This is a genomic window from Gordonia sp. VNK21, assembly GCF_046098115.1.
Classification (GTDB): Bacteria; Actinomycetota; Actinomycetes; order Mycobacteriales; family Mycobacteriaceae; genus Gordonia.
The window spans coordinates 189,015-214,201 of record NZ_JBJURU010000005.1 but is presented as its reverse complement, the minus strand read 5'-3'; the positions used below and the strand labels follow the sequence as shown (position 1 = coordinate 214,201).

26 protein-coding genes are annotated in these 25,187 nt (G+C 70.3%); 23 read left to right on the top strand and 3 right to left on the bottom strand.

Features of this window, described 5'->3' with window-relative positions; translation table 11 throughout:
• The 6 genes from ACJMNC_RS07875 to ACJMNC_RS07850 form a co-directional block, all read left to right on the top strand.
• On the top strand, positions 1-2,862 hold a 2,862-nt coding region (locus ACJMNC_RS07875; protein ID WP_408947388.1), incomplete at its 5' end, for an amino acid adenylation domain-containing protein.
• A gap of 262 nt (positions 2,863-3,124) precedes the next feature.
• A complete protein-coding gene (locus ACJMNC_RS07870; RefSeq protein WP_408947387.1) occupies positions 3,125-4,129 on the top strand; it encodes an alpha/beta hydrolase in 1,005 nt (334 codons plus the stop codon).
• A 130-nt stretch (positions 4,130-4,259) separates the two neighbouring features.
• On the top strand, positions 4,260-4,490 hold the full coding sequence (locus ACJMNC_RS07865) for an MbtH family protein (protein WP_408947386.1): 231 nt from the start codon (positions 4,260-4,262) through the stop codon (positions 4,488-4,490).
• A 274-nt stretch (positions 4,491-4,764) separates the two neighbouring features.
• Positions 4,765-5,142: a hypothetical protein gene (locus ACJMNC_RS07860; protein ID WP_408947385.1), complete on the top strand. Its 378-nt coding sequence runs from the start codon at positions 4,765-4,767 to the stop codon at positions 5,140-5,142.
• Positions 5,143-5,355: 213 nt separating this feature from the next.
• Positions 5,356-6,627, top strand: a complete 1,272-nt coding sequence (locus tag ACJMNC_RS07855) for a sensor histidine kinase (protein WP_408947384.1) — start codon at positions 5,356-5,358, stop codon at positions 6,625-6,627.
• 38 nt (positions 6,628-6,665) lie between these two features.
• The gene (locus tag ACJMNC_RS07850) at positions 6,666-7,703 is read left to right on the top strand and encodes a hypothetical protein (protein WP_408947383.1); all 1,038 of its coding nucleotides are present in this window, start codon (positions 6,666-6,668) and stop codon (positions 7,701-7,703) included.
• Between the two features lie 119 nt (positions 7,704-7,822).
• On the opposite strand, the gene ACJMNC_RS07845 is transcribed toward ACJMNC_RS07850, so the two are convergent.
• Together ACJMNC_RS07845 and ACJMNC_RS07840 are read right to left on the bottom strand one after the other, a co-directional pair.
• Positions 7,823-8,359 (bottom strand): DUF4878 domain-containing protein, encoded by a 537-nt coding sequence (locus ACJMNC_RS07845; protein ID WP_408947382.1) that lies wholly within the window; start codon positions 8,357-8,359, stop codon positions 7,823-7,825.
• 122 nt (positions 8,360-8,481) lie between these two features.
• Positions 8,482-9,243 (bottom strand): acetoacetate decarboxylase family protein, encoded by a 762-nt coding sequence (locus ACJMNC_RS07840; protein ID WP_408947381.1) that lies wholly within the window; start codon positions 9,241-9,243, stop codon positions 8,482-8,484.
• Between the two features lie 121 nt (positions 9,244-9,364).
• Here ACJMNC_RS07840 and ACJMNC_RS07835 point away from each other — a divergent pair, with 121 nt between their 5' ends.
• The 8 genes from ACJMNC_RS07835 to ACJMNC_RS07800 all read left to right on the top strand — a co-directional run bounded on the left by ACJMNC_RS07835 (position 9,365) and on the right by ACJMNC_RS07800 (position 14,626).
• A complete protein-coding gene (locus ACJMNC_RS07835; RefSeq protein ID WP_408947380.1) occupies positions 9,365-10,066 on the top strand; it encodes a DNA-binding response regulator in 702 nt (233 codons plus the stop codon).
• A 93-nt stretch (positions 10,067-10,159) separates the two neighbouring features.
• A complete protein-coding gene (locus ACJMNC_RS07830) occupies positions 10,160-11,458 on the top strand; it encodes an ATP-binding protein (protein ID WP_408947379.1) in 1,299 nt (432 codons plus the stop codon).
• 11 nt (positions 11,459-11,469) lie between these two features.
• The gene (locus ACJMNC_RS07825) at positions 11,470-12,486 is read left to right on the top strand and encodes a hypothetical protein (RefSeq protein WP_408947378.1); all 1,017 of its coding nucleotides are present in this window, start codon (positions 11,470-11,472) and stop codon (positions 12,484-12,486) included.
• 164 nt (positions 12,487-12,650) lie between these two features.
• Positions 12,651-12,941, top strand: a complete 291-nt coding sequence (locus ACJMNC_RS07820; RefSeq protein ID WP_408947377.1) for a response regulator transcription factor — start codon at positions 12,651-12,653, stop codon at positions 12,939-12,941.
• 217 nt (positions 12,942-13,158) lie between these two features.
• Positions 13,159-13,527: a 50S ribosomal protein L14 gene (gene rplN, locus ACJMNC_RS07815; protein ID WP_408947396.1), complete on the top strand. Its 369-nt coding sequence runs from the start codon at positions 13,159-13,161 to the stop codon at positions 13,525-13,527.
• A gap of 1 nt (position 13,528) precedes the next feature.
• Positions 13,529-13,846, top strand: a complete 318-nt coding sequence (gene rplX, locus ACJMNC_RS07810; RefSeq protein WP_408947376.1) for a 50S ribosomal protein L24 — start codon at positions 13,529-13,531, stop codon at positions 13,844-13,846.
• Positions 13,847-13,848: 2 nt separating this feature from the next.
• Positions 13,849-14,424: a 50S ribosomal protein L5 gene (gene rplE / locus ACJMNC_RS07805; RefSeq protein WP_408947375.1), complete on the top strand. Its 576-nt coding sequence runs from the start codon at positions 13,849-13,851 to the stop codon at positions 14,422-14,424.
• 16 nt (positions 14,425-14,440) lie between these two features.
• On the top strand, positions 14,441-14,626 hold the full coding sequence (locus ACJMNC_RS07800; RefSeq protein WP_007319192.1) for a type Z 30S ribosomal protein S14: 186 nt from the start codon (positions 14,441-14,443) through the stop codon (positions 14,624-14,626).
• A gap of 80 nt (positions 14,627-14,706) precedes the next feature.
• On the opposite strand, the gene ACJMNC_RS07795 is transcribed toward ACJMNC_RS07800, so the two are convergent.
• Entirely contained in the window at positions 14,707-15,945 is a 1,239-nt protein-coding gene (locus ACJMNC_RS07795; RefSeq protein WP_408947374.1) for an aminotransferase class I/II-fold pyridoxal phosphate-dependent enzyme, read from the bottom strand.
• Between the two features lie 106 nt (positions 15,946-16,051).
• Here ACJMNC_RS07795 and ACJMNC_RS07790 point away from each other — a divergent pair, with 106 nt between their 5' ends.
• From ACJMNC_RS07790 to ACJMNC_RS07750, 9 genes are all read left to right on the top strand, one after another.
• Positions 16,052-17,479 (top strand): PLP-dependent aminotransferase family protein, encoded by a 1,428-nt coding sequence (locus ACJMNC_RS07790; RefSeq protein WP_408947373.1) that lies wholly within the window; start codon positions 16,052-16,054, stop codon positions 17,477-17,479.
• Positions 17,480-17,767: 288 nt separating this feature from the next.
• Positions 17,768-18,070: an urease subunit gamma gene (locus tag ACJMNC_RS07785; protein ID WP_408947372.1), complete on the top strand. Its 303-nt coding sequence runs from the start codon at positions 17,768-17,770 to the stop codon at positions 18,068-18,070.
• Positions 18,071-18,081: 11 nt separating this feature from the next.
• Positions 18,082-18,432 (top strand): urease subunit beta, encoded by a 351-nt coding sequence (gene ureB, locus ACJMNC_RS07780; RefSeq protein ID WP_408947371.1) that lies wholly within the window; start codon positions 18,082-18,084, stop codon positions 18,430-18,432.
• Positions 18,432-20,138 (top strand): urease subunit alpha, encoded by a 1,707-nt coding sequence (locus ACJMNC_RS07775; protein ID WP_408947370.1) that lies wholly within the window; start codon positions 18,432-18,434, stop codon positions 20,136-20,138. The genes ureB and ACJMNC_RS07775 overlap by 1 nt, the downstream gene beginning before the upstream one ends.
• Before the next feature lie 20 nt (positions 20,139-20,158).
• Positions 20,159-20,935: an urease accessory protein UreF gene (locus ACJMNC_RS07770; RefSeq protein WP_408947369.1), complete on the top strand. Its 777-nt coding sequence runs from the start codon at positions 20,159-20,161 to the stop codon at positions 20,933-20,935.
• Entirely contained in the window at positions 20,928-21,689 is a 762-nt protein-coding gene (gene ureG, locus ACJMNC_RS07765; protein ID WP_408947368.1) for an urease accessory protein UreG, read from the top strand. The genes ACJMNC_RS07770 and ureG overlap by 8 nt, the downstream gene beginning before the upstream one ends.
• Complete coding sequence (locus ACJMNC_RS07760; RefSeq protein WP_408947367.1) at positions 21,689-22,405, top strand: urease accessory protein UreD; 717 nt, start codon at positions 21,689-21,691, stop codon at positions 22,403-22,405. Before ureG ends, ACJMNC_RS07760 begins: the two co-directional genes overlap by 1 nt.
• On the top strand, positions 22,402-23,373 hold the full coding sequence (locus ACJMNC_RS07755) for a HoxN/HupN/NixA family nickel/cobalt transporter (protein ID WP_408947366.1): 972 nt from the start codon (positions 22,402-22,404) through the stop codon (positions 23,371-23,373). The genes ACJMNC_RS07760 and ACJMNC_RS07755 overlap by 4 nt, the downstream gene beginning before the upstream one ends.
• Before the next feature lie 112 nt (positions 23,374-23,485).
• The gene (locus ACJMNC_RS07750) at positions 23,486-25,183 is read left to right on the top strand and encodes a purine-cytosine permease family protein (RefSeq protein WP_408947365.1); all 1,698 of its coding nucleotides are present in this window, start codon (positions 23,486-23,488) and stop codon (positions 25,181-25,183) included.
• Positions 25,184-25,187: the final 4 nt, after the last annotated feature.

Below are 25,187 nucleotides of genomic sequence, written 5' to 3'. Positions count from 1 at the left end.
GCCACCGACCTGTACGACGGGCCGACGGTCACCCGGATCGCGGAGTGGCTCGTGCTGCTCCTGGAGGCGGTGACCTCCCACCCGGAGCGTCCTGCCGGGGATGTGGCGCTGCTCGACGCGGACACCCGATCGGCGATCCTCTCGCTCTCGCACGGTGCGCCGAGCGGCCGCAGCGGCGAGATCATCGACGCCGTCGACGAGCAGGCCCGGCGCCACCCCGATGTCGTGGCCGTTCGCGCCGACGGGCTCGCCTACAGCTATCGGGAGGTGATCGGACGCGCCGATGCCCTCGCGGCCCGCCTCGACGACCTCGCCGTGGGCGTCGACGACGTGGTGGTGCTGGTGCTCGACCGATCCGTCGAATGGATCGTCGGACTGATCGCCGTCTGGAAGCTCGGGGCCGCCTATGCACCGGTCGATCCGGGATTCCCACTCGGACGGATCGGAGCGCTGATCGGCGACGCGGGCGCGAGAGCCCTCGTCGCGCAGCCGGAATGGATCGCCGGGCACAGCGGTGCGGTGGAGCTCGGTGAGGTGGCGGTGGTGCCGGTCGACGACGCGTCCGCGGCCGCACCGCGTCCTCTCATCGCGCTCCCGGAGGGCGCCGGGGACCGGCTCGCCTACGTGATCACCACATCCGGATCCACCGGCCGGCCCAAGCCGACGCTGGTGCCCATGGCGGGGGTGGCCAACACCTGGGCGTGGTACCGGGACGAACTCGGCCTGCAACCGGGAGACGGGGTGCTGGTGGCGTCGTCGCCGACCTTCGACCTGACGCAGAAGCACGTGTGGGCGGCCCTGGCCGCGGGCGCCACCGTGCACCTGGCCGACGCGGTCTTCGACCCGCAGCAGATCCTGCGCATGAGCACCGCACACCCGATGACGGTGATGAACCTGGCACCGTCGGCGTTCGAGGCGCTGGCCGCCGCCGACCACGCCGGGGTCCTCACCGGGCTGCGGTCACTGTTCCTCGGCGGGGAGCCGATCAAGCGGACCGCGGTGGAGCCGCTGCTGGCCGCCGGCGTCCGGGTGTTCAACAGCTACGGTCCCACCGAGGCCTCCGATGTGGTCTCGGCGCACGAGCTGAGCCGCGGCGAGGCCGGGCCGGTACCGATCGGCACCCCGATCCCCGGGCTGCGGCTCTACGTGCTCGACGCCCGTCTGGGTCTGGCGCCGCCCGGGGGGACCGGCGAACTGTATGTGGGCGGGGTGGCCGTGGGACGCGGCTACGGTGCCATGCCCGGCCGCAGCGCCGAGCGCTTCCTGCCCGACCCGTTCGGGCGGGTGGGCTCCCGGATGTATCGCACCGGGGATCTGGCGCGGTGGAATGCTCACGGAGAACTGGAGTATCTGGGCCGCACCGACGGTCAGATCAAACTGCGCGGCCTGCGGATCGAACTCGGCGAGATCGAAGCGGCGCTGGCAGTGGCGCCCGGCGTCGACCGGGTGGCGGCAGCCGTGGTGCGCTCCGGACGGACCGAGCATCTGGTGGCGTACCTGTCGCCGGCGACCGTCGACGTCGACGCCGTGACCGCCGCGGCGAAGGCGCTGCTTCCGGGCTACATGGTGCCCAGCACCTGGGTCGCTCTCGACGAGCTCGCGCTCAACGCCGCCGGGAAGATCGACCGCCGTGCGCTGCCCACCCCGGACTTCGCCGCCGCACCGGAGGACTACGCTGCGCCGCGCGGCGAACGCGAGGAACGGATCGCGGACGCGATCGCCGAGGTCCTGGGCGTGGGCCGGGTCAGTGCGACGGCGTCGTTCTTCGACCTCGGCGGCAATTCGCTGGCGGCCGTCCAAGTGATCGCCCGGATCGAGGCGGTCGCCGGCGAGGCTCCGCCGCTCACTGCGTTCTTCACCGATGCCACCGTGCGCGGACTCGCCCGGGCGAGCCGGACCGACGCACCCGCGATGCAGGTGCTCGTTCCACTGCGCCGGAGCGGCAGCAGAGCTCCGCTGTTCTGCATCCACCCGGCCGGTGGGCTGGCCTGGTCGTTCGGCGCCCTGGCCTCGTCATTGCCGGACCGTCCGGTGTACGGCCTGCAGGACCCCGCGGTGGTGCTGGGCGAGCGGGCCTGCACCACCGTCGAGGAGTACGCCGACCGCTACATCGACGAGATCCGGGCGGTGGCACCGGCCGGGCCGTACAACCTGCTCGGCTGGTCCCTGGGCGGTGCGATCGCCTTCGAGATCGCCCGCCGGCTTCAGGAACAGGGAAGCGAGGTCTCGTTCCTGGGCCTGATGGACACCGTCGTCGGCCCCGCATTCACCGCCCTTCGTTCGGCTGCCTCCCGCGGTGACGGCCCGGACACGGTGGTGGACGAGTTCCTCGGAGGCCTCATAGGTCAGGCGGCGGCGCCGGGCACCGATCCCCGCCCGCGCGACGGCGCCCAGAACGACACGGCCCGCAACGACATGGACTGGAACGACACGGCCCGGATCAACACGGCCCGGACCGACACGGACTGGGAGGAACGGGCCGTGGAGAAGGCCGTCGCGCTGGGCCTGGGCACCGAACAGCAGGCACGCGCGGTTCTCGCCGGTTTCGAGGTCGCGGACGCGGCGCTGTCGGCCTACCGGCCCGGAGTGGTCGACGGCGTCCTGCACTACTTCACGGCCATCGCCGACAAGCCGGTCCCGGAGTCGATGGCGCGATCGTGGCGGCCCCACGTGCGTTCGGAGATCGTCGGCGTCGATGTGAATACGACGCATCTGTCGATGGGCCGCCCCGACGCTCTCGCCGTGGTCGGCCGGCATATCGAGAGCGCTCTGCTCGGCGCGGAGACCTCCCACCGAGCACACGACGAGCCGGCGCCGGGTAACGCCGGACCGACCCGAGACGACTCACAGGAGAACAGATGACACACCCGTTCGGCGGCGAGAGCAGGGACAGATGCCGGAAGCACGTCGAGACGCAGTGGGCAGGAGCATCGTCGCGCAGATTCGGCGACGCGGCGAAAGCCGGTGTGCGGTGAGCGGGCCTATCGCGCAAACGGTTGACATCGCAAGGAACGCCGACGGATCGCCGGACGACCGGGTTGAATCGGGTGCACGTTTCCATAGCGGTGGGGAACGGGACCCGGGCCGATCGGCCTGGGCAGTGGCAGAACAGAGGGAGTGCCGGATGGTGCGCGCAAATCTCCGTCGGACGTGGAGTCTGGTGGCCGCAGCGGTGCTGTCCGCGGCGCTGCTGTCTCAAGGGGCGGGCACAGTCGGTGCCGAGCCTCAGACAGCACGGATCGTCGGCATCGAGAACATCAACGCCCAGTGGCAGCGGTTCACCGTCTACTCACCGTCGATGGGCCGCGACATCAAACTCGACGTTCTCCGTCCCAAGGACCGCAGCCGGCCGGCGCCGATGTTCTACCTCTTCAGCGGCGCCGACGGCGGCACCCGCGACAGCAGCTGGGGCGAGCGCACCGACTTCGCCGAGTTCTTCGCCGACAAGCAGGTCAACGTCGTGTCCCCGCTCGACGGCAAGGCCTCGTACTACTCCAACTGGAAGAAGGTCGACAAGTCCCTGGGAAAGAACGAGTGGGAGACCTTCATGCTCAAGGAACTCCCGCCGGTGCTCGAACCCGAACTCGGGGCGACCGGAAAACGGGCGATCGCCGGCAACTCGATGGGCGGATCCGGTGCGCTGAATCTGGCCACCAAGGCGCCGGGCTTCTACAAGGCCGTCGGCGCGTACAGCGCCTGCGCCCGGGTGAGCGATCCGCTCGGTCAGGCCTACGTTCAGGTGGTGCTCGAAACCCGAGGGGTCAGCGACTACACGAATATGTGGGGACCGGTCGGTGATCCACTGTGGCGGAAGAACGATCCGTACGTGAACGCGGCCAAGCTGCGGGGGACGTCGATCTTCATGTCGAATTCCTCCGGTCTGCCGGGGCCGAACGAACGGATCGAGGAGGTCACCCCCGACGAGCTGTTGGTCAAGGGGAACCAGGCGGTGGTCGGTGGTCTGATCGAGGCGGCGACGCTCCAGTGCACGATGCAGATGGAGAATCGCCTCAAGCAGCTGAAGATCCCGGCGACCACCGTCTACCGGCCGCAGGGCACCCATTCATGGGGCTACTGGGGGCCCGAGCTCAAGGCGTCCTGGCCGCAGATCTCCCGGGCGATTCACTGACCCGCCACGACCGGCACCGGGCCGAGGAGTCCGGTGCGGGCCCGACCGCGCACCGGGGCCCGGTGCCGGGCCTGGTACGCGGTACGTTTAGATGACGTTGCTGTAGGGCGCAGCAGAGAGGAACGGATCCATGACCAACCCCTTCGATGATGAGAACGGTCGCTTCTACGTTCTGGTGAACGACGAGAACCAGCACTCCCTGTGGCCGACCTTCGCCGACATCCCGGCCGGCTGGACCAAGGTCTTCGGAGAAGACAGCAGGGACGCCTGCCTGAAGTACGTCGAGGAGAACTGGACCGACCTGCGTCCGAAGAGTCTCATCGACGCGATGGAAGCGGACGAGCGGGCGCGGAAGGCCTGAGCCACGTCGCAGTCCAGTCACATCGGACTCACAAGACTCATACATCGCTTGTCTCGTATCTGTAGCAAGCGCAACACTGGCAACAGCACGGTTCGGTGCTGTTGCCAGTGTCGTTTCAAGCCCGGACCGCCGGTAGTCGACTGACGGTCAGGGGGCGACGGTGTTTCGGTACAGATCCGCATCTCAGCGAGCCGACGCGACTTTCGGGATCAAATCATGTGATTCCCAACACACTTATGCCGAGGAGGCTCACGCGGGAACGCCCATACAGGGCATGCTCGTATTCAACGACATCCATTCGGATGACGGTCGGGGCGAATGGGAGAAGGTCATGGATCGTCAGGCCTTAGCGGTAATGGCAGACGTGGAGACGCGTGCCGGTACCACGCCGTGGCTGACGGCCTTCCGCGCCTCGGGCGACGCCGTCGGCTACGGGGAGCTCGCGGAGTCGATCGACCGGTACCATGCGATCGGCAGAGAGCACGGGCTGGCGCCGACGGCCGCACTGTACGCCGCCGTCTCGAGCAGGCTGGTCCTCGCTGAACCCGCTTACAGGCAGAGCGATGCGCTCGCCGCAGCCACCGGACAGGTGATCGCGTGGCTCGGACGCAATCTCCAGGTCGAGCCCTCGTCGCTGTCGGAAGCGGGCTGAGGCCCACTCCGGGGACTCCTGGAAGGGGTTTCCGGGGGACTTTCTCCGAGGAGCATCCTTGCAGTGGCGGCCCCCGTAACGGCCCGTCGCGCGATACCCCGGCGCAGCCGCACCCAGGCTTGCACGAAACGATCCATCTGTTCGTCTGACTTTCCCGCGGCCCGGCCCGATACTCCTGGCATCAGATCGTTTCGCATGCCAATATTCTGAGTCGTGAAACCCTCCCCGGGGCTGCCCCCGAGCAGTGCCGGCGGCGTGGCTCGCCGCCTGCGCTACGGAGCGGACACGCCGGTCGCGGTGATTCAGACGTTCGGTGCGCTGGTCCTGGGGACCGGATACCTGATTCTGGCGGTGCTCGATGTCACGGCCTACGGGCAGTATCGTCACCTCATCGCCCCGTGGTGGCTGCCGGTCCATGCGGCCGGACTCCTGCTCTGCGGGGGCTTGCTGCTGGCCGCCGCCGGAAGCGACAGGTCCCGGCGGCTGGCGAATGCGGCACTGGTCTGCTGGGTCTTCTGCATCTTCACCAACATCGCCTGGCTCCTGGCGTGGAACGGCGAGAACCTCGGACTCGAGACCGTCGGTGACCGGCCCATCCTGCAGGGCACCTTCATGCACATGCCGGCCATCGCGCTGGTGCTGGCCCGGCACTACCGTGCGGCGGCGTTCGCTCTGGTCACCTGTGTGCTCAGTGGTGCGTTCACCATCGGTGCACTGAGCTACGGCCGGCTCGACACGCCGCTGTGGGTGGCCACCGCCTGGTCCATCGGGGTGGCATCGGTCTACGTGGCCCTGGCACGTGCGCTGATGCTCGCCGCTGTGCGGATGGACGACGAGCGTCGCGCCGAACTCGACGCCGCCCGGGAGGGCACCTGGTACACCGCCCGGGACCGCGAAGGTCGCCGGCTCGACGCGCTGGTGCACGACCGGATCATCGCCCTGCTCTCCGAACTCGGTTCCGATCGCGCCGACGACTACACCGCTGAACAGGCCCGCGGCATCCTCGAGACCCTCGACCACTGGTCCGTCGAAGCCGACGCCGAGCCGCCCGGCCGCGAACTGCGGGCCGAGGAGGTCTCCCGCCGGCTGAGCACCGCCGTCGCCGAAGTCGGCGGTGCCGCCGGAGTGCAGGTGGATCTCGACCCCGCAGCCGGTGATCCCACGATCGGCTTTCCGTTCGACGCCGTCGTCGCGCTCGGCGATGCCGCCGTCGAAGCCGTCCGCAATGCGTTGCGCCACGCCGGGCCCGGGGCGACCTGCCTCGCGGCGATCACCGTTCGGCCCGATGTGCTCTCGGTAGCCGTCGTCGACGACGGCGCGGGCTTCGACGTCGAGGCCGTCGACACCACGTCGATAGGTCTGCAGATCGCCATTCGCGAACGCATGCGACGCGTCGACGGAGGCTCCGTCGACGTGCAGAGCGCCCGTGGTCGTGGCACGCGCGTCCGGCTGCAGTGGGACCGGCCCACGGTGGCGGCATCGTGACGGCGGCCGGCAGCCGCCGGAGTCCCCTCAGGCGGGCCGTGGCGGACACCGTCGACGACCCGTGGGGTGCCGTCCGGGTGACGACCGTCCTGGCGAGCGTCTGCGTGATCGCCATGATGGTGGTCAGCGTGCCCCCGAACCGGGCGGCGGTGGCGTACTGGGCGCTGACCGCCACCAGTACGGCGATCATCATCGCCGTACTGGTGTGGCTGGTCTTCGGGTGGCCGTCGAAGGCCCGGCGGGCCCACGGGGTGTGCGCTGCGGGGCTGCTCGTCGTCACCGCTGCGCTCAACTGGGCGGCCGGTGTGGTCGGCGACCTCGAGAACATCTCGGCGTTCTATCCCCTGATCTCGATGACGGTGCTCTGCCTGGTGGTGATGGTCTACCGCGGTGCCGTCTACCCGGCCTGGGTGGTGGTGGCGTGCATCGTCGCGATGGGGGTGGTGGTCGGCGTCGTCGCCCGGATACCCGGCTGGGTGGAGGCCGCGTTCCCGATCGCCATGGGCGCCACATTCTTCGCCATCTCGGGGGCGGTCGTGGTTCTGCGCGGCATGCTCGGCGAGATCCTCGAGGTGATGGACCGGCGCAGCGTGCTGAGCGCCCGGACCCGCCGGACCCTCGAGGCCCGCAGCCGCCGGGAGGAGCGGATCGAGCGGCTCGCCGGCCAGGTGCGGCCCGTCCTGGTCGAGGTCGCCGCCGGCCGGCCGCTGACCGAGGACGATCTACAGCAGGCGCGACTGCTCGAACTCGGCCTGCGGGACGGCATCCGCGGTGCCGCGCTCGACGTGCCGGAGATCGCCGAGGCGGCCCGCGCCGCCCGCGCCCGCGGGGTGCGGGTGACTCTGCTCGACGACGGCGGGCTGGAGACCGCGCCGAGCCGGATCAGGGCGATGCTGCTCGACACGATCGTGCCGCTGGTGGTCAGCGAACTGCGCGCACTCTCGCACGGCGAACTGATCGTCCGGGTCATGCCCCCGGGTCGCGACACGGCGGCGATCGTCACCACCCACCACGCCGACGACCGGGTGCGCCGGGTCACGGTGGGCTGGGACGGGATCACCGCGCCGCTGAGTTGACGGCCCCGGACGGCGACGGCCTCCGGGCTGCGACGGCCTTCCCGACGGCCGGTGCTCCGATGCGGACCGCGCCGCACCCGGACTCCGGATACGGCGCGGTCGAGCGGTGCGTGGGTCGATCAGTGACCGCTGTGGGCGCCGGCCATCGCCGACAACTGGGTGATGGCGTCACCGGCGAGCTTCCAGTCGCCGTCGACCTTGACGAAGGCCAGCGGCACGTCGGCGGCGCGCTCGGGATGCGACGGGTCGGCGATGTTCACGGTCACCGTCGCCTTGTCCGCGCCGTCGGCGGCCACCGACTTGACGGTGTGCGTGTAGCCGGCGGCCTTCATGGCCTTCGCGTAGGCGCTCAGCGCTTCCTTGGTGCCCGGCGCGCTCACGTCGGCGACCTCGGCCAGATCGTCGTCGGAGGTGTCCGGGTTGGTGGCCTCGTCGAGGATCTTCTGGGCGTCGCCCTGGCTCAGGCTGCTCGAGTCGTCGGCGTCGGAGGCGTCGGCGGTCGAGGTGTCCGTGGCGCCGGAGGTGACCGCGCTGGTCGCCGCGCTGGTGGTCGAATCCTTGCTGTCGTTGTCGTCGGAGCAGCCGGTCAGCACCAGGGCGGCGCCCGCGGCGACGGCGACGATTCCCATGGTGGGCCGGTACAGCTTCTTCTGCATAGTGAACCTCCTAGTTGATTGAGGCGACCCTAACACGCGCGGCGGACCTGCCCGCGGCCTGCTCGGGGCGGGATCAGCGCGATCCCGACCGGCGCCGAAGAGCCGCTCGAGCAGCGTGGGACTCACTGCGCGGGAAGCGCGGTGGCCGATTCGAACTGCATGGACAGGTCGGCCACCGAACTGGTCATCAGGGCGCGCCGGGACAGGTCCAGGCGGCGCAGTTCGTCGGCGATCGGGTGCTCGCCCAGCGCCAGTGATGCGCCGCCGATCCGGCTGCGCGAGCCGACGGCCGAGGTGAGCCGCCACGGGGTCCGGCGCGTCACACCGTCGAGCTGCGAATAGGACTGCAGCACCGCGTCGGTGGAGACGGTCGGCGGCAGCGGCAGGCCCGGCTTGACGGTCAGATCGGCGATCAGCTGCCCGTCGGCACTGACCCGGCCGTGCTTGACCGGCCCGTCGTGGTCGACGTCGAAGTCGGCCATGATCTTGGGGTAGCCCCAGATGCCGCGGCCGGCGGCCAGGGTGAACTCGCCGTCCACCGGCAGCTGATGGATCAGGGCATGCGCGTCGCCGCGGGCCAGCGAACGCAGCGCCGAGAGCCGGGAGCCGGGCGGTGATGCCGGATCCTCGACCAGAAAGCACACGCCGAACTCGTGGTACGGGCCCAGGTCGTTGTCGATGTAGTCGACGAAGACGAGCATGCACAGGGTGCGCCCGGACCGGATCCGCACCGGCCGCAGCGGGGCGCCGCCGCGATCGGTGATCGCCCGGCCCACCGCGTCGGCATCGGCGGTGTACCCGGCCACGAAACAACGGGCGGAACGGACGCGCACCGGCATGGTGATCTCTGTGCCCAAAACGTCATAACGGTCAACAGTTGTCATGATTCTCGAGGTTAGGTCGCACTCCGCTGAGATTTGTCGTATCCGATGGATAGTCTGGCGTTAGGCAGGGACGGACACCGCGTTCGTCGAGTGGAGACGTCGACACAGGAGCGGCCGGGGGATGGACGAGAGCAGCGACGAGGCCCCAGCACCGGTAGACCCGGAACCGGTACTGCGCGTGGGGATGGTCGACGATCACCGGTCGCCGGTCTGGGGCGTGGAACGGATCCTGCAGGACGTGACCGATCTGGAGCTGGCGGCGTCCGCGGCCACGGTCGGCGAACTGCTCACCCAGACCACCGAACTCGATGTGGTCCTGCTGGATCTGCGGCTCGGCGACGGCACCACCCCGATGGAGAACGTCAGCCGGCTCGGCGAACACGGCATCCGCACCGTGGTCTACACCTCGGGCGAACACCCCGACCTGCTGCGCTCGGCCGCCCGGGCCGGCACCCTGGGCGTGGTCCTCAAATCCGCGTCCGAGGAGCAGATCGTCGCGGCGGTGCGCGCCGCCGGCCGCGGCCAGGAGGTGCTCACCACCGAGTGGGCCGCCGCCATCGACGGCGACCCCAACCTCGATGCGGTGGATCTGAGCCCGCAGCTGCAGCGGGTGCTCACCCTGTACGCCTCGGGCGGCACCTCGGTGAGCGTCGGCCAGGAGCTCGGCGTGGCCCCGGACACGGTCAACGAGTACCTCAAACGGATCCGGCAGAAGTACGCCGATGCCGGCCGGCCCACCCGCACCAAACTCGACCTGTTCAAGCGGGCCGTGGAAGACGGCTGGCTGCCGATGCCGCACCGCTCCGGCCACGGCGAGGACTGAGCACCCGCACGCCCGTCTCGCTGTCCGCCGATCAGGCCAAAGTGGCGCGCCCGGACTTCTGCTGTCCGCGCAGGTCGCCATACCATGGGGGAGATGTCTTCCGAGGTGGCCGATTCTGCGCCCGAGCTGGCGCAACCGCCGCCCGCCCGGCGTTTTCCGGGATCCCGCGGCGCCCACCGCGGCGCCGCGTGGGGCCGGTGGCGCCGGAGCCCGGCACGCCCTCCCCGCGCCGACGCCGGGGAGTCGGCGTCGATCGAACGCGCGATGGCGCGGCTGGTGGCGGGCGGCTACCTGGTGTACGGACTGCTTTTCGCCCCCGACTTCGCCGACTCCGCCGCTGTGCGGCCCTGGCTGCCCGCGGTGGTGGTTGTGACGGTGATCCTTCCCGGCGTGGCCCTGGGCGCGGCCACCTGGACCCGCTGGTGGCCACGGGCGCTGCCCGCGCTGACCGTCGCCCTGCTCGTCGGCTATCTGCTCGGCGCCGCCGTGTGGACCCTCGCGGTGACCGATGCCGGGGCGGACGTCTCGCCGGCCTGGGCGCTCGAGTTCGGGGGTCTGCCGGCCCTCGCCTGGATCCTGCGGCGTCCGCTCTACGAGTCGCTCGCGGTGGTCGCCGTCGGCAAGAGCGCTTCGGCGGTGGTGCTGGCCGCCCCGTTCACCGACGGCTTCGGGAAGTCGGTGGTCATCGATGCGCTCTTCTCCTTCCTGTTCATGTCCACCTGCACGGTGCTGGCACACCGGGTGGTCCACGCCGGACGGCTGGTCGACGACGTCCGGCTCCGGGTGAGCCGCACCCTGGCCGAGAGCCTGCGCAGCGCCGAACGCGCCCGGCTCGACGCCCTCATCCACGACCGGGTGCTGGCCACGCTGATCGGGGCCACGGCCGCCCGCCCGGATCCGCGGCTGCCCGGCCAGGCCCGCGATGCGCTCGACGCGCTCGACGCGCTGGCCGCTCCCACCGCCGGGGCCGCAGTCGTCAGCGGCCCGGACCTGATCGCGCACCTGCGCCGCGACATCGCCAGTGTGGAACCGGAGATCCCGGTGACCGTGGTCGCCGGCGATGACGCCGACGGGCTGCGCCGGCTGGATGTGCCCGCACCGGCCGCGGCAGCGCTGGCCGAGGCGACCGGCGAGGCCGTGCGCAACGCGCTGCAGCACGCCGGACCCGGCGCCGACATCGCGGCGGTGATCAGCGGTGACCGCACCGGCGTGCGCATCACCGTCGTCGACAACGGCGTGGGCTTCGTTCCCGAGGCGGTGCCGCGCGGCCGGCTCGGTGTGGATCTGAGCATCCGCCGCCGCGTCGAAGGCATCCCGGGCGGACGGGTGCTGCTGGCCAGCGCCGCCGACCGCGGCACCACGGTGCAGCTGAGCTGGGCGGCACCGCAATGAGCCGGACGCCCGTGACCGCGGGTGAACGCGGCATCGTCGAACTGTTCGGCCTGAACCGGCCGGTGAGCCTGGCGGTGGCCGCGGCGATCATGGTCGCGCTGGCCTCGCTGGGCCTGGCGGCCGGCGGGGTGGATCACCCGGCAGGCTACCTCGCCGCCTTCGTGATCGCCGCCATCGGTGGGGTCGCGGTGCTGCGCGGGCCCGGGGATCCGCTGGCCGGCTGGGCCTCCGCCGTGACCGCCGCGACGAGTGTCGCCGCGACCGTGCTCGCGGCGTTGGTGTGCGATCCCGATGCGCGGCAGCCGAACCTCATGATCAACGGCCTGGTCTCGCTGATCTGGCTGCCGCTGTGCTTCCGGGGACGCAGCCCGGTCGCCTGGCTGAGCTTCGCCGCCTGCCTCGCCGCGCTGGGGATCGCGACCGCGGTCACCGGGCCGATGCCCGGCGCACTGTTCGGGCAGACCGGCAGCGCCGGCATCCTGGCGATAGCCACCGTCTTCGCCCGGATCGTGCGTCCGCGGGCACAGCAGCTGGCGCTGCTCTTCCGGCGCTCCCGCCGCGAAGAGGCCGTGCTCGACACCGAACTGGCACTGCAGGTGATGCGCGACGAACAGCTGTCCCGCCTCGATCAGGGCGCCCGGCCGCTGCTCGAACTCATCGCCTCCGGGGCGGCCCTGACCCCGCAACAGGTGGAGGACTGCCGGCTGGTCGAGGCCCAGCTGCGTGACCGGATCCGGGCCCCCGGCCTGGACACCCCGGAGATCGCCACCGCCGCCTGGCAGGCCCGCACCCGCGGCGCCGCGGTACTCTTGCTCGACGATCGCACCGGCGGCGACGACGATCCGAGCCTGCTCGAACCGGTCCGGCGCCGGGCGACCCGGGTCCTGGCCGGTGCGCGCCGCGGCGAGGACATCACCGTCCGGCTGCTGCCGCGCGGCCGCGACCTGATCGCCACCATCGCCGTCGTCGACGACACCGGCGTCGACCGCACCGAGTTCGACCTCACAGGGCTTCCTGTCGCTCGGTGAAGTGTCCCTAATTCTGGGTCTACCGGCCGTGACGGCACCCCCAATAATCTGTGAGTTGCCTGAGTTGCAGGGCATTCGATCGGGTCGGGGGATTCCGGGAGGGTGAGCAGATGTCGGTATTGGCGTCCGAAGTCGTTGGTGCGAGGGGAGCGGGGCTGTCGTCGATGCGGCAGGCGCCGTCGATGACTGTGGTGCGGGAGGTCGTCGCCGACCCCGCCGCGGAGCGGACCCGTCCGACGCTGTCGCGTCGTGAGGTGGAGGTCCTGCTCGGCTGGCTCGCCGCCGAATCCAAGGAGGAGGCCGCGAGCAAGCTCTTCATCTCCGCCTCCACCGTCAGCACCCACATCTCCCGTATCCGGGCCAAGTACGCCGCGGTGGGGCGTCCGGCGCCCACCAAGGCGCACCTGCTGGCCCGCGCCCTGCAGGACGGCCTCACCACTCTCGACCGCTGGTGACTCCGCAGCGGCCTGGATTTGCCCCTGGCCTGCGCGAACACCTACACTAGAGCGGTTGCCTGCGGCGAATGCGCCGCGAGTCGGCACACGAACCCACTGGGATGGACCGCGTTCGCGTGGAAAACGCCAGGCAGGCGTGTGTTCGGCGGCAGCAGACCGCGCGCGTCGGGTCGGCAATCCGGCGGGCATACACATCCAGGTCAAGGAGACTAGCGAAGTGATTCAGCAGGAATCGCGCCTGCGAGTCGCCGACAACACCGGTGCCAAGGAAATCCTGTGCATCCGTGTTCTCGGTGGATCCTCGCGGCGATACGCCGGCGTGGGTGACGTCATCGTCGCCACCGTCAAGGACGCCATCCCCGGCGGAAACATCAAGAAGGGCGAGGTCGTCAAGGCCGTCATCGTGCGCACCGTCAAGGAGCGCCGGCGCCCGGACGGCTCGTACATCAAGTTCGACGAGAACGCGGCCGTCATCCTCAAGAACGAGAGCGAGCCGCGCGGTACGCGCATCTTCGGCCCGGTCGGGCGCGAACTGCGCGACAAGCGCTTCATGAAGATCGTGTCGCTGGCTCCGGAGGTGATCTGACATGAAGGTGCACAAGGGTGACACCGTGATCGTCATCGCGGGCAAGGACAAGGGCGCCAAGGGCAAGGTCATCGAGGCCTACCCGAAGCGTGAGCGGGTCCTCGTCGAGGGCGTCAACCGCATCAAGAAGCACACCAGCGCTTCGGCCGACGAGCGCGGCGCCTCCTCGGGCGGCATCGTGACTCAGGAAGCCCCGATCCACGTCTCGAACGTGATGGTCGTGGACTCCGACGGCAACCCGACGCGCGTGGGCTACCGGATCGATGAGGAGACCGGCAAGAAGGTCCGCATCTCCCGCAAGACCGGGAAGGACATCTGAGCATGACCACCTCTGAGAAGACCCAGCCGCGGCTCAAGACCAAGTACCGCGAAGAGATCAAGACCAAGCTGAACGACGAGTTCAACTACGCCAACGTGATGCAGATCCCGGGCGTGGTGAAGGTCGTCGTGAACATGGGTGTGGGCGACGCCGCCCGCGACGCCAAGCTGATCAACGGCGCCGTGGCCGACCTGGCCCTGATCACCGGCCAGCAGCCGGAGATCCGCCGCGCCCGCAAGTCGATCGCGCAGTTCAAGCTGCGTGAGGGCATGCCCATCGGTGCCCGCGCCACCCTGCGCGGCGACCGCATGTGGGAGTTCCTGGACCGGCTCGTGTCCATCGCGCTGCCGCGTATCCGCGACTTCCGCGGACTGAGCGACCGTCAGTTCGACGGCAACGGCAACTACACCTTCGGTCTGAACGAGCAGTCGATGTTCCACGAGATCGACATCGACTCGATCGACCGGCCGCGCGGTATGGACATCACCGTCGTCACGTCGGCCACCAACGACGAGGAAGGCCGCGCGCTGCTGCGTGCCCTCGGCTTCCCGTTCAAGTCCAACGACGCGAACAACTGAGATAGGGACAACTGACATGGCAAAGAAGGCTCTGGTCAACAAGGCCAACAAGAAGCCCAAGTTCGCCGTGCGGGCCTACACGCGCTGCAACAAGTGCGGCCGTCCGCACTCGGTGTACCGCAAGTTCGGCCTGTGCCGCGTGTGCCTGCGTGAGATGGCGCATGCCGGCGAGCTGCCGGGCGTGCAGAAGTCCAGCTGGTGAGCTGACTTCCACGTACTGACGCACTGACGACGATCCCCGCCGCCCTATCCCGGGTGGCGGGGATCGTCGTCTGCGGGCGCTCAGGCCGACCGCCGGCGGCGCCGGTCCAGGAAGTTCGCGATCGATCCCACGGCTCGGTCCAGTACCTCGCCGTCAGGCAGGCAGACGATCCGGAAGTGGTCGGGCTCGGGCCAGTTGAAGCCGGTCCCGTGAGTGACCAGGATGTGCTCCGAGCGCAGCAGATCCAGCACGAACTCCTCGTCGCTGACGATGCCGAACAACTCGGTGTCGACCCGCGGGAAGCAGTACAGCGCGCCGCGCGGCGCCACACAGCTCACGCCGGGGATCGCGTCGAGTGCGGCCGCGGTCCGGGCCAGCCGGTCCTCGAGCAGCCCGCCCGGGTCGACGATGTCGGCCGCCAGCGGCGAGCCGGGGGTGCCCGCCGACAGTGCGGCCGGGATGGCGTACTGCCCGGTGGCATTGGGGCACACCCGCATGTTCGACAGCAGGGTCAGCCCCTCGAGCAGGTCGGCTGCGTCCTGGACCGGCCCGGTGACCGACACCCAGCCGGCCCGATAGCCGCAGACCCGGTAGGCCTTGGACAGGCCGCCGAAGGTCAGGCACAGCACATCGTCGCCGGCGCTGCGTGCCGCGTAGTGATGGCGGGCCCCGCCGAAGACCAGGTCGGCGTAGATCTCGTCACTCAGCAGGATCAGCCCGTGCCGGCGGGCGACGTCGACGATCCCGCGCACCGTCGCCTCGCTGTAGACCGCACCCGTCGGATTGTTCGGATTGATCAGCACGATCGCCGTCGTAGCGGGGGTGATCTTGGATTCGATGTCCTCGACCGACGGGTTCCAGCCGTCCGCCTCGTCGGCCAGATAGTGCACGGGCACGCCTCCGGTCAGGTGTACCGCACCGGTCCAGGTGGGGTAATCCGGTGCCGGGACCAGGATCTCGTCGCCCGGATCGACCAGTGCCTGCAGAGTGAGCGTGATCAGCTCGCTGACCCCGTTGCCCAGAAAGACGCTCTCGGCCGAGGCGCCGGAGATGCCGTGGCCGCGGTAGTGCTCGGCGAGGGCCTCACGGGCCTGCGGAATGCCGCGCGAGTCGGAGTACGCCTGCGCCGCATCCAGACCGCCGGCGACCGCCTCGAGGATCTCTGGCCGCGCCTGATGGCCGAACGGACGCATATTGCCCAGGTTGAGGCGGAGCACGTCGTGCCCCTGTGCTTCGAGGCGGGCGGCCTCGGTCAGGATGGGGCCGCGTACGTCGTAGCGGACATTGCGGAGTCGATGTGCCTGTCGGAATCTGGTCATGGACCCATTCCAGCCGGATAGTGGACTCGCAGGAAGGTCCACTCTTCCGCAATCAGTCGGGACCACTTGTGCCGGTGGGCGGAACCGGCGTCCTAGACTCGGCCCCATGACAGGTCCGCGTCTGACAGGTCCGCGTCGCACAGGCACCCTCGTCCTCGGGGACATGCGGGGCGCGGCGGATCTGGCCGCGGCGATCGTCGACCGCATCGCCGACGGCAGTCTCGCCGACGGCGACCGGCTCCCGTCCAGCCGTGCGCTGGCCGGTCAGACCGGACTCTCCCGCGGCACCGTGGTCCGAGCCTTCGACGAGCTTGCCGCCGCCGGCTTCGTCGTCGCCGTGCACGGCTCCGGCACGCGGATCAGCGACGGCGCGGGCCTGGCCGCGCGCCGCGGGGCACGCACCCGCCGTCCGGCAGATGCCGCGCCGCCGGCACCGGCCTTCCCTCCGCGGCAGGGGCGCTCGCGCCGTGACCTGCGGCCCGGCATCCCGGACGCGGAGCTGGTGGACGGGCGGGCCTGGCGCAGCGCGGTCCGCGCGGCCGCCGCCCGGCCGCTGGCCGGGCTCAACCCGTGGGAGGAGCCCAGTCCGGTGCTGCGCTCGGCACTGTCGACCCATCTGCGCCGGCACCGCGGCATCCCGGCCGCCGACCCGCTGCTCTTCGACAGCTCGCGCTCGGCCGTCGCCGCACTCTGCGCGGCCTTCGCCGCCGACCGGCACGGCGTGGCCTTCCACATCGAGGACCCCGGCTACCGCGGCGCCGTCCTGATGGCCCGCGATCAGGGACTGGATCTGCGCTTCCACCCCGTCGACCCGGATGGACTCGACGCCGCCCGCCTGGGCGACGAACCCGGGATCGTCTTCACCACCCCGGCGCACCAGTTCCCGCTCGGGCACCGGATGAGCGTGGACCGACGGGCCGCCCTGATCGACTGGGCGCAGCGCACCGGCTCGCTGATCATCGAGGACGATTACGACGGGGAGTTCCGCTACGGCGTCGCCCCGCTTCCGGCGCTCGCCACCCTCCCGGGCGCCGAGGGTGTCGTCGCCTATGTGGGCACGTCCTCGAAATCACTCGCCCCGGACCTGCGGGTGGCCTGGTGCCTACCGCCGGCGGCGCTGCGCCGCGAGGTGCACCGGTGGCTGGCCGTGCATCGGCGCGGACCGTCGTCGCTGCCCGCCGACGTCCTCGGTGAGTTCATCGGATCCGGGGCGATGGACCGCCACCTGGCACGGGCCGCCCGCGTCTACAGTGACCGACGCTCGCGGCTGGTGGCCGCACTCGCCCGCGAATGCCCCGAACTGACGGTCACCGGCGTGGAGGCGGGCCTGCATCTCTGCGTGCTCCTGCCCGGGCGCGACGACGAGCGGGTGGCCGCCGAACTCGAGCAGGCCGGCTGGCGGACCCGGCCGCTGAACAGTCAGTCCGCCCGCTACCGGCTGCCCGGTCTGGTGCTGAGCTATTCGCGGCTCGCCGGGCGGGATGCGGCGGCCTTCGGCGTCGCGCTGCGCAAGGTGCTCGACGATGGCCGCTGACCGCTCGGACGGCTCCGCGCGCGGGCTGATACTCAACTCGGTCACCGCATGCGGTTGGCCGACCCTACGGGCCGTGATCCCGGCCCGCTCCCGGTGCCGAGCCTCGATGAAACGGTCGTGACCTGCACTGTTTCTGCGACGTTTCTGCTCTGTGACGTTCTGGTAACCGGGCGGGCGGCGACCTCGGCGTACCCGTTCGCGCGGCGCTCGTCCGGCGGAAACGACAGGCGCGCGGTGGCAGGATCGTCCCCAGCAACCGACGGCCGAGTGGAGTAGAGGAGAGCGGCAGTGCACATCACCCCCGCAGAGTCTGAGAAGTTGTTGCTGGCGGTGGCCGGCATGGTCGCCCGCGACCGGCACTCGCGCGGGGTGCTGCTCAACTATCCGGAAACGGTCGCACTGCTCTCCACCTGGGTGATCGAACGCGCCCGCGACGGCCTGCCGGTGACCGAACTGATGGAGCGGGGCCGCAGCGTGCTGACCCGCGACGAGGTGATGGACGGGGTGCCGGAGATGCTGGCCGACGTTCAGATCGAGGCCACCTTCCCGGACGGGCGCAAGCTCGTCACCCTGCATCACCCGGTCGACTGAGGAGAACCGTGATGTCCGCGACCAGCAGTTCTGGGCCAGGTGCCATCCGGGTGCGCCCGGGCACCGTCGAACTCAACGCCGACCGCAGCGACGCCGAGCGGCGCGAGTTCGTCATCGTCAACACTGGTGACCGGCCCGTGCAGATCGGTTCGCACGTGCACCTGCCCGACGCCAACGGCGCGCTGGACTTCGACCGCGCGGCCGCCGCCGGATTCAGGCTCGACGTCCCGGCCGGCACCTCGCAGCGGTTCGAGCCCGGCGCCTCCCGCTCCGTCGCCGCCGTCGCCCTGCGCGGCCGGAGGCGGGTGCCCGGTATCCAGCGGGACAAGACCGGCACGACGTTTCCGGGGCAGGAACACTGATGGTGGAGATCGACCGGGAACGCTACGCCGCCCTCTACGGCCCCACCGTCGGGGATCAGATCCGGCTCGGCGACACCGATCTATGGATCGAGATCGAACGCGACCACACCGTCGGCGGTGAGGAGTCCGTGTTCGGCGGCGGCAAATCGATCCGCGAATCGATGAACCAGTCGACGACGACTCGCGCGCAGGGCGCCCCGGACACCGTCATCACCAATGTGATCGTCCTGGACTGGTGGGGTGTGGTCCGCGCCGACGTCGGCCTCCGGGACGGGCGGATCGTCGCCCTGGGCCGCTCCGGGAACCCGGACATCGCCGACGGCGTTCATCCGGATCTGCAGATCGGGCCGTCGACGGACGTCATCGCCGGGGAGGGACGGATCCTCACCGCGGGCGGCATCGACTCGCATGTGCATCTGCTCTCGCCGTCGCAGTGCCACGAGGCGCTGGCCACCGGCATCACCACCGTGATCGGCGGCGGCACCGGACCGTCGGAGGGGTCCAAGGCCACCACCGTCACGCCGGGCGCCTGGCATCTGGCGCAGATGCATCGCGCTCTCGATCCGCTCCCACTGAACGTGGTGCTGCTGGGCAAGGGCAACACCGTCTCCGCCGAGGCGCTCGCCGAACAGGCGCTGGCCGGGGCCGGCGGACTCAAAGTCCACGAGGATTGGGGATCGACGCCTGCGGCGATCGATGCCGCGCTCACCGCCGCGCAGGACTGGGGGCTGCAGGTGGCGCTGCACTCGGACTCGCTCAACGAGGCCGGCTTCGTCGATTCGACGGTCGCGGCGATGAAGGGCCGCAGCATCCACGCCTTCCACGTCGAGGGTGCGGGCGGCGGGCATGCACCGGACATCCTGTCGATCGCCGCCCTGCCGCATGTGCTGCCCGGCTCGACCAATCCGACGCTGCCGCATACGGCCAACACCGTCGCCGAACACCTGGACATGCTGATGGTGTGCCATCACCTGAACCCGGCGGTGCCCGAGGACCTGGCCTTCGCCGAGTCGCGGATCCGGGCGACGACCATTGCGGCCGAGGACATCCTGCACGATCTGGGCGCCCTCTCGATCACCTCGTCGGACGCCCAGGCGATGGGCCGGATCGGGGAGGTGATCACCCGCACCTGGCAGGTGGCGCATGTGATGAAGGCGCGCCGGGGAGTACTCGACGGCGACACCGGCCCGGCAGACAATCTGCGCGCCCGACGGTATGTGGCCAAGTACACCGTCAACCCGGCCATCGCGCACGGACTGGACCGCGAGATCGGCTCCGTCGAACCGGGCAAGCTCGCCGATCTGACGCTCTGGGATCCGAAGTTCTTCGGGGTGCGTCCGGCACTGGTGATCAAGGGCGGGGCGATCGCCTGGGCCTCGCTCGGCGATGCGAATGCGTCCATCCCCACCCCGCAGCCGATCCTGCAGCGGCCGTCGTTCGGTGATGTCAACGGCGCCGACCATGCGGTCACCTTCGTCTCGCCGGCCGCCCTGGATGCGGGACTGGCCGAGCGGCTGCGGTTGCGCCGCAGGCTGATGCCGCTCGCCTCGACGCGGGAGGTGGGGAAGAAGGACATGAAGCTCAACGACGCGATGCCGGCCATCGACATCCGGCCGGACACCTTCGAGATCGCCATCGACGGCCGGCCGGTGGTCCCGGCCCCGGCGGAGCGGCTGCCGCTGGCGCAGCTGTACTCGCTGTTCTGATGCCCGCCGCCGGGAGCGTAGTGAGCGGGGCGAATGTGGCCGCCGCCGGGAGCGTAGTGAGCGGGGCGAATGTGGCCGCCGCCGGGAACGTAGTGAGCGGGGCGAATGTGCCCGCCGCCGGAAACGTCGTGAGCGGGGCGGAGTTCACCGCCATGCTGCTCGCCGACGCACGGCTGCCGACGGGTGGCCACGCGCATTCGGCTGGGGTGGAGCCGGCCGTCCTCGGCGGCCTGGCACCGGGCCGGGTGCGTGAGCTGATGATCGGCCGGGCGGTCACCGCGTCCCGGGTCGAGGCGGGCGCGGCCGTCGTGGCCCGGCATGTGCTGGTCAGCGGCTCGGGGGCGCTGGCGCAGGTGGCGGCGGAGTGGGCGGCCCGCACCCCGGCGCCGGCGCAGCGGGACGCATCGGCGGAGCTCGGCCGCGGCTACCTCCGGCTGGGCCGCTCGCTGTGGCCGTCGTCGCCCCATCTGGCTGACGCCGGTCGGCTGGACCGGCCCTACCGCCCGCTGATCCTCGGCGCGATCGCCGCCGAATCCGGCTTGCCGGCAACGGATCTGGCGAGACTGGTGATCTACGACGAGGCGGCCGGTGCCGCCGCGGCGCTGCTGAAACTCGAACCCGGCGATCCGGCGGAGGCGACTGGATGGATTCTGGATGCCTGCGCGGCGTCCGAGCCGCTGCTCGGTGAGCTCGCCGCACTGACCGACCCGGTCGCGATCCCCGCGTCCGGCGCACCGCAGACCGAGGAGTGGGCACAGGCTCACACCACACGAGACCGGAGGTTGTTCCGTGCCTGAGACCGCATCGACCACACCCGACACCCGTTCCCTGCGGCTCGGCGTCGCCGGCCCGGTGGGAACCGGCAAGTCGTCGCTCATCGCCACCGTCTGCCGGACGCTGGCCGACGATCTGCGTATCGGGGTGATCACCAACGACATCTACACCGACGAGGATGCGCGCTTCCTCAAGTCGGCGGGGGTGCTCGATCCCGAGCGCATCCGGGCCGTGGAGACCGGGGCCTGCCCGCACACCGCCATCCGCGACGACGTGACCGCGAATCTGCTGGCCGTGGAGGATCTGGAGAGCGACTTCGCACCGCTGGATCTGGTGCTGATCGAATCCGGCGGTGACAACCTCACCGCCACCTTCTCGCCGGCGCTGGTGGACGCGCAGATCTTCGTCCTGGACGTGGCCGGCGGCGGCGATGTGGCGCGTAAGGGCGGACCGGGTATCGCACGCGCGGATCTGCTGGTGGTCAACAAGACCGACCTGGCCCCGTATGTGGGCGTCGACGTGCCGCAGATGGTGGCCGATGCGACGGCGGCCCGCGACTCGGGCCCGGTGCTGGCACTCTCGCGCACCGATCCGGATTCGGTTGCCCGGCTGCGGGATTGGGTGCTCGGGGTGCTCTCCGAACATCGGTCGGGTGAGCACGTGCCGCTGGATCCGGGGCCGATGGCGCCGCACTTCCACGCCGATGAGGGGCATCCCGAGGGCGGCTACGTGCACAGCCACGCCCCGGTGGCACCGGAACACCCGCACGCCCACTGATGGCCGATACCCGGATCGCGGTGCGCGGCGACCCCGTCCGGGCCCGGGTGGAACTGTCGTGCGGGGCCGGGCCGGTGCTGGTGCCGCGGCTGATCTCCCGGACCCGGGACCGCGCGCAGGTGGCGCTCGTGGCCGGTGGCGCGCTGCTGCTCGGCGGCGACCATCTGGTGCTGGAGGTGGACGTCGGCGACGGCTGCCTGCTCGAGTTGACCGAGGTGGCCGGCACCGTCGCCTACGGCGCGGACGGTGCGGCGTCGTCGGTCACCGTGCACATCAGGCTCGGACGTGGTGCCGTCGTGCTGTGGCTGGGCCTGGAACTGGTGGTGGCCGACGGCGCCGACACCCGGCGCGAGTTGACCGTCGAGCTGGCCGACAGGGCGATCGCACTGATCCGGGAGACCACCGTGCTGGGCCGGACGGGGGAGGCAGGCGGGCGGGTGGTGACCGCGAGCAGCTACCGCACCGAGAGTGCGCCGGTGCTGGTCGAATCGCTGGAGCTGTGTGGGGACCGGCCGGTGCCGGGAATCGCCGGCGGCCATCGGGTGATCGACACGATGGTGCTGGCCGGGCTGCGGCCGAGCGCCGGTGACGGTGCCTTCGCCCTGGAACAGCCGGGAGCGCTGGCCCGGCATCTCGGCGGGCAGACCCATCAGAGTCCGATCCCGGAGTTGTTCGGCGCCTGGCGCGCCGAGGTGTTGAAGGAGTCTGACCGATGACCGTCACGACGGGTGAGTCCCGGCTGTCGGACTGGCGGGTGGCCGCCGGGGTGATCGCGGTGCTGCATGTGGCCGGCTTCGGAGTGCTGCTGGCGGTGGTGCTGCCGTCCGGGGTGGCCTACGGCTCCGGCGGCGGTGGCTTGAGTGCGGTCGCGGTGGGGCTCGGGGCCTATGCGCTGGGCATGCGGCACGCCTTCGATGCCGACCACATCGCCGCGATCGACAACACCACCCGGCGGCTGCTGCGCCGCGGCCGGCCGTCGACGACCGTCGGGCTGTGGTTCTCGCTGGGGCACTCGAGCGTCGTGATGGGGTTGTGCGTCCTGCTGATAGCCGGACTGAGCGCGATCGGGCGGACCCTCGACGACGACTCGTCGGCGCTGCATACGGTGACCGGGGTGTGGGGTCCTGTGGTGTCCGCACTGTTCCTGCTGGTGATCGCCGGAGTCAATGCGTGGTCGCTGCGCGGCGGTGCGGACGCGCCCGCGGGCGGTCCGGTGTGGCGGCTGGTGGGGCGGATGGAGCAGGTGATCGACCGGCCGTCGCGGATGTTCGGGGTGGGCTTGGCGTTCGGGCTTGGCTTCGACACCGCCACCGAGATCGGGCTGTTGGCGCTGGCCGGCGGTGCTGCGGTGTCGTCGGCGCCGTGGTGGGCGGTGCTGGCGCTGCCGCTGCTGTTCGCGGCCGGCATGTCGCTGCTCGACACCGCGCAGGGGGCGGTGATGCGCCGGGCATACGGCTGGCCGGGCGGCAGCAACTACCGGCTGACCATGACGCTGATCTCGGCGGCGGCGGCGCTGGCGATCGCCGGGGTGCAGCTGGCCGGGGTGGGTGCCGAGCGACTCGGCTTGGGCGGGCCGGTGGGCTGGGTGGCCGGGATCGATCTGGAGACCGCCGGAATCGGTCTCACCGTCGTTCTGCTGTGCCTGTGGGCCGTCGTCTTTGTCCGGGTTCGGCGGCTCACTTAACATTCCGCGGCGCTGGGCATCCTCACCGAAACATTCGGGTAGGCCACGGCTTACACGACGGCCATAGCGTCTCACTCGGCACGCCCGTGCGATACCGACGTGGAGGAGACGTATGACCGACCAGTTGATCAAACCGGGTGGACGCTCGGTTTCCGATCCCGCAGAGCGCGAGGCGCTCAAGGAGACGCTCGAGGACTACACGCTGCGGTTCGCGCCGCGCAGCTACCGCAAGTGGGGCCCGGGGGTGGTCGCGGTGTCCGCGCTCGGCGGCATCGCCTACCTCGCCGACTTCGCGATCGGCGCGAATGTGGGCATCGCGAACGGCACCGGCAGCGCCCTGTGGGGCATTCTGTTCTTCGCGGTGGTGATCGTGGTGACCGGCTATCCGCTGGCCTACTACGCTGCCCGCTACAACATCGACCTGGATCTGATCACCCGCGGCTCCGGCTTCGGTTACTACGGATCGATCGTCACCAACGTGATCTTCGCGTCGTTCACCTTCATCTTCTTCGCCACCGAGGGTGCGATCATGGCGCAGGGTCTGAACCTGGGCCTGCACATACCGATGTGGGCCGGCTATCTGCTGTCGTCGCTGGTGGTGATCCCGCTGGTGATCTACGGGATGAAGGCGCTGTCCAAGCTGCAGGTGTGGACCACCCCGCTGTGGCTGGTGATGATGGTGCTGCCGTTCGCGTATCTGCTCATCCAGCATCCCGGAGCCTTCGACACCTTCATGGGATTCGGCGGTATCGACCCCGAGACCGGCGAGCACCTGAACAAGGGCGTCAGCTTCGCCGGGGCGATGCTCTCGGCCGGTGTCTGTCTGGCGTTGATCGCGCAGATCGCCGAGCAGATCGACTACCTGCGCTTCATGCCGCCCAAGACCGAGGAGAACAGCCGCAAGTGGTGGACCGCGGTGCTCACCGCCGGCCCGGGCTGGGTGCTCTTCGGTGCGATCAAGCAGATCATCGGCCTGTTCCTGGCCGTCTACCTGATCTCGGCGACCATCGACAATGTCGGCATCGCCAATCAGCCGGTGCACCAGTTCGTCGAGATCTACCAGGACTTCCTGCCGCACTGGCTGGCGCTGACGCTGGCCGTGATCCTGGTGGTGATCAGTCAGATCAAGATCAACGTGACCAACGCCTACTCGGGCTCGCTCGCCTGGACCAACAGCTTCACCCGGGTGACCCGCACCTACCCGGGTCGGCTGGTGTTCGTGGTGCTCAACGTGGGGATCGCGCTGGCTCTGATGCTCAGCGACATGTTCAGCTTCCTGAACAACCTGCTGAACTTCTACGCCAACTGCGGTATCGCCTGGATCGCGGTGGTGGCCACCGACATCGTGGTCAACAAGTATCTGCTGGGGATCTCGCCCAAGCACCCGGAGTTCCGGCGCGGCATGCTCTATGCAGTCAATCCGGTCGGCTTCGTCTCGGTGATCGTCTCGGCGACCGCCTCGATCCTGGTGTACTTCCACGTCTTCGGCGATGCGGTGCAGCCGTACTCGCCGCTGGTGGCCCTCGGATTGGCGATCGTGCTGCCGCCGATCCTGGCGATCGCCACCCGCGGCAAGTACTACCTGCGGCGCAGCGATGACGGTATCGATCTGCCGATGTACGACGAGAACGGCAATCCGTCGGATGCGAAGCTCTGGTGCTGCGTCACCCAGACCGAGTTCGAGCGTCCGGACATGATCGCCTCGGCGCTGCCGGGGCCGGACGGGGAGAAGCAGTACATCTCGTCGCTGGCACTGGCCTGCGACAAGACCGGCGAGCACGTGCTGCCCGCTGATCCGCCGGTGCGCTGACCGT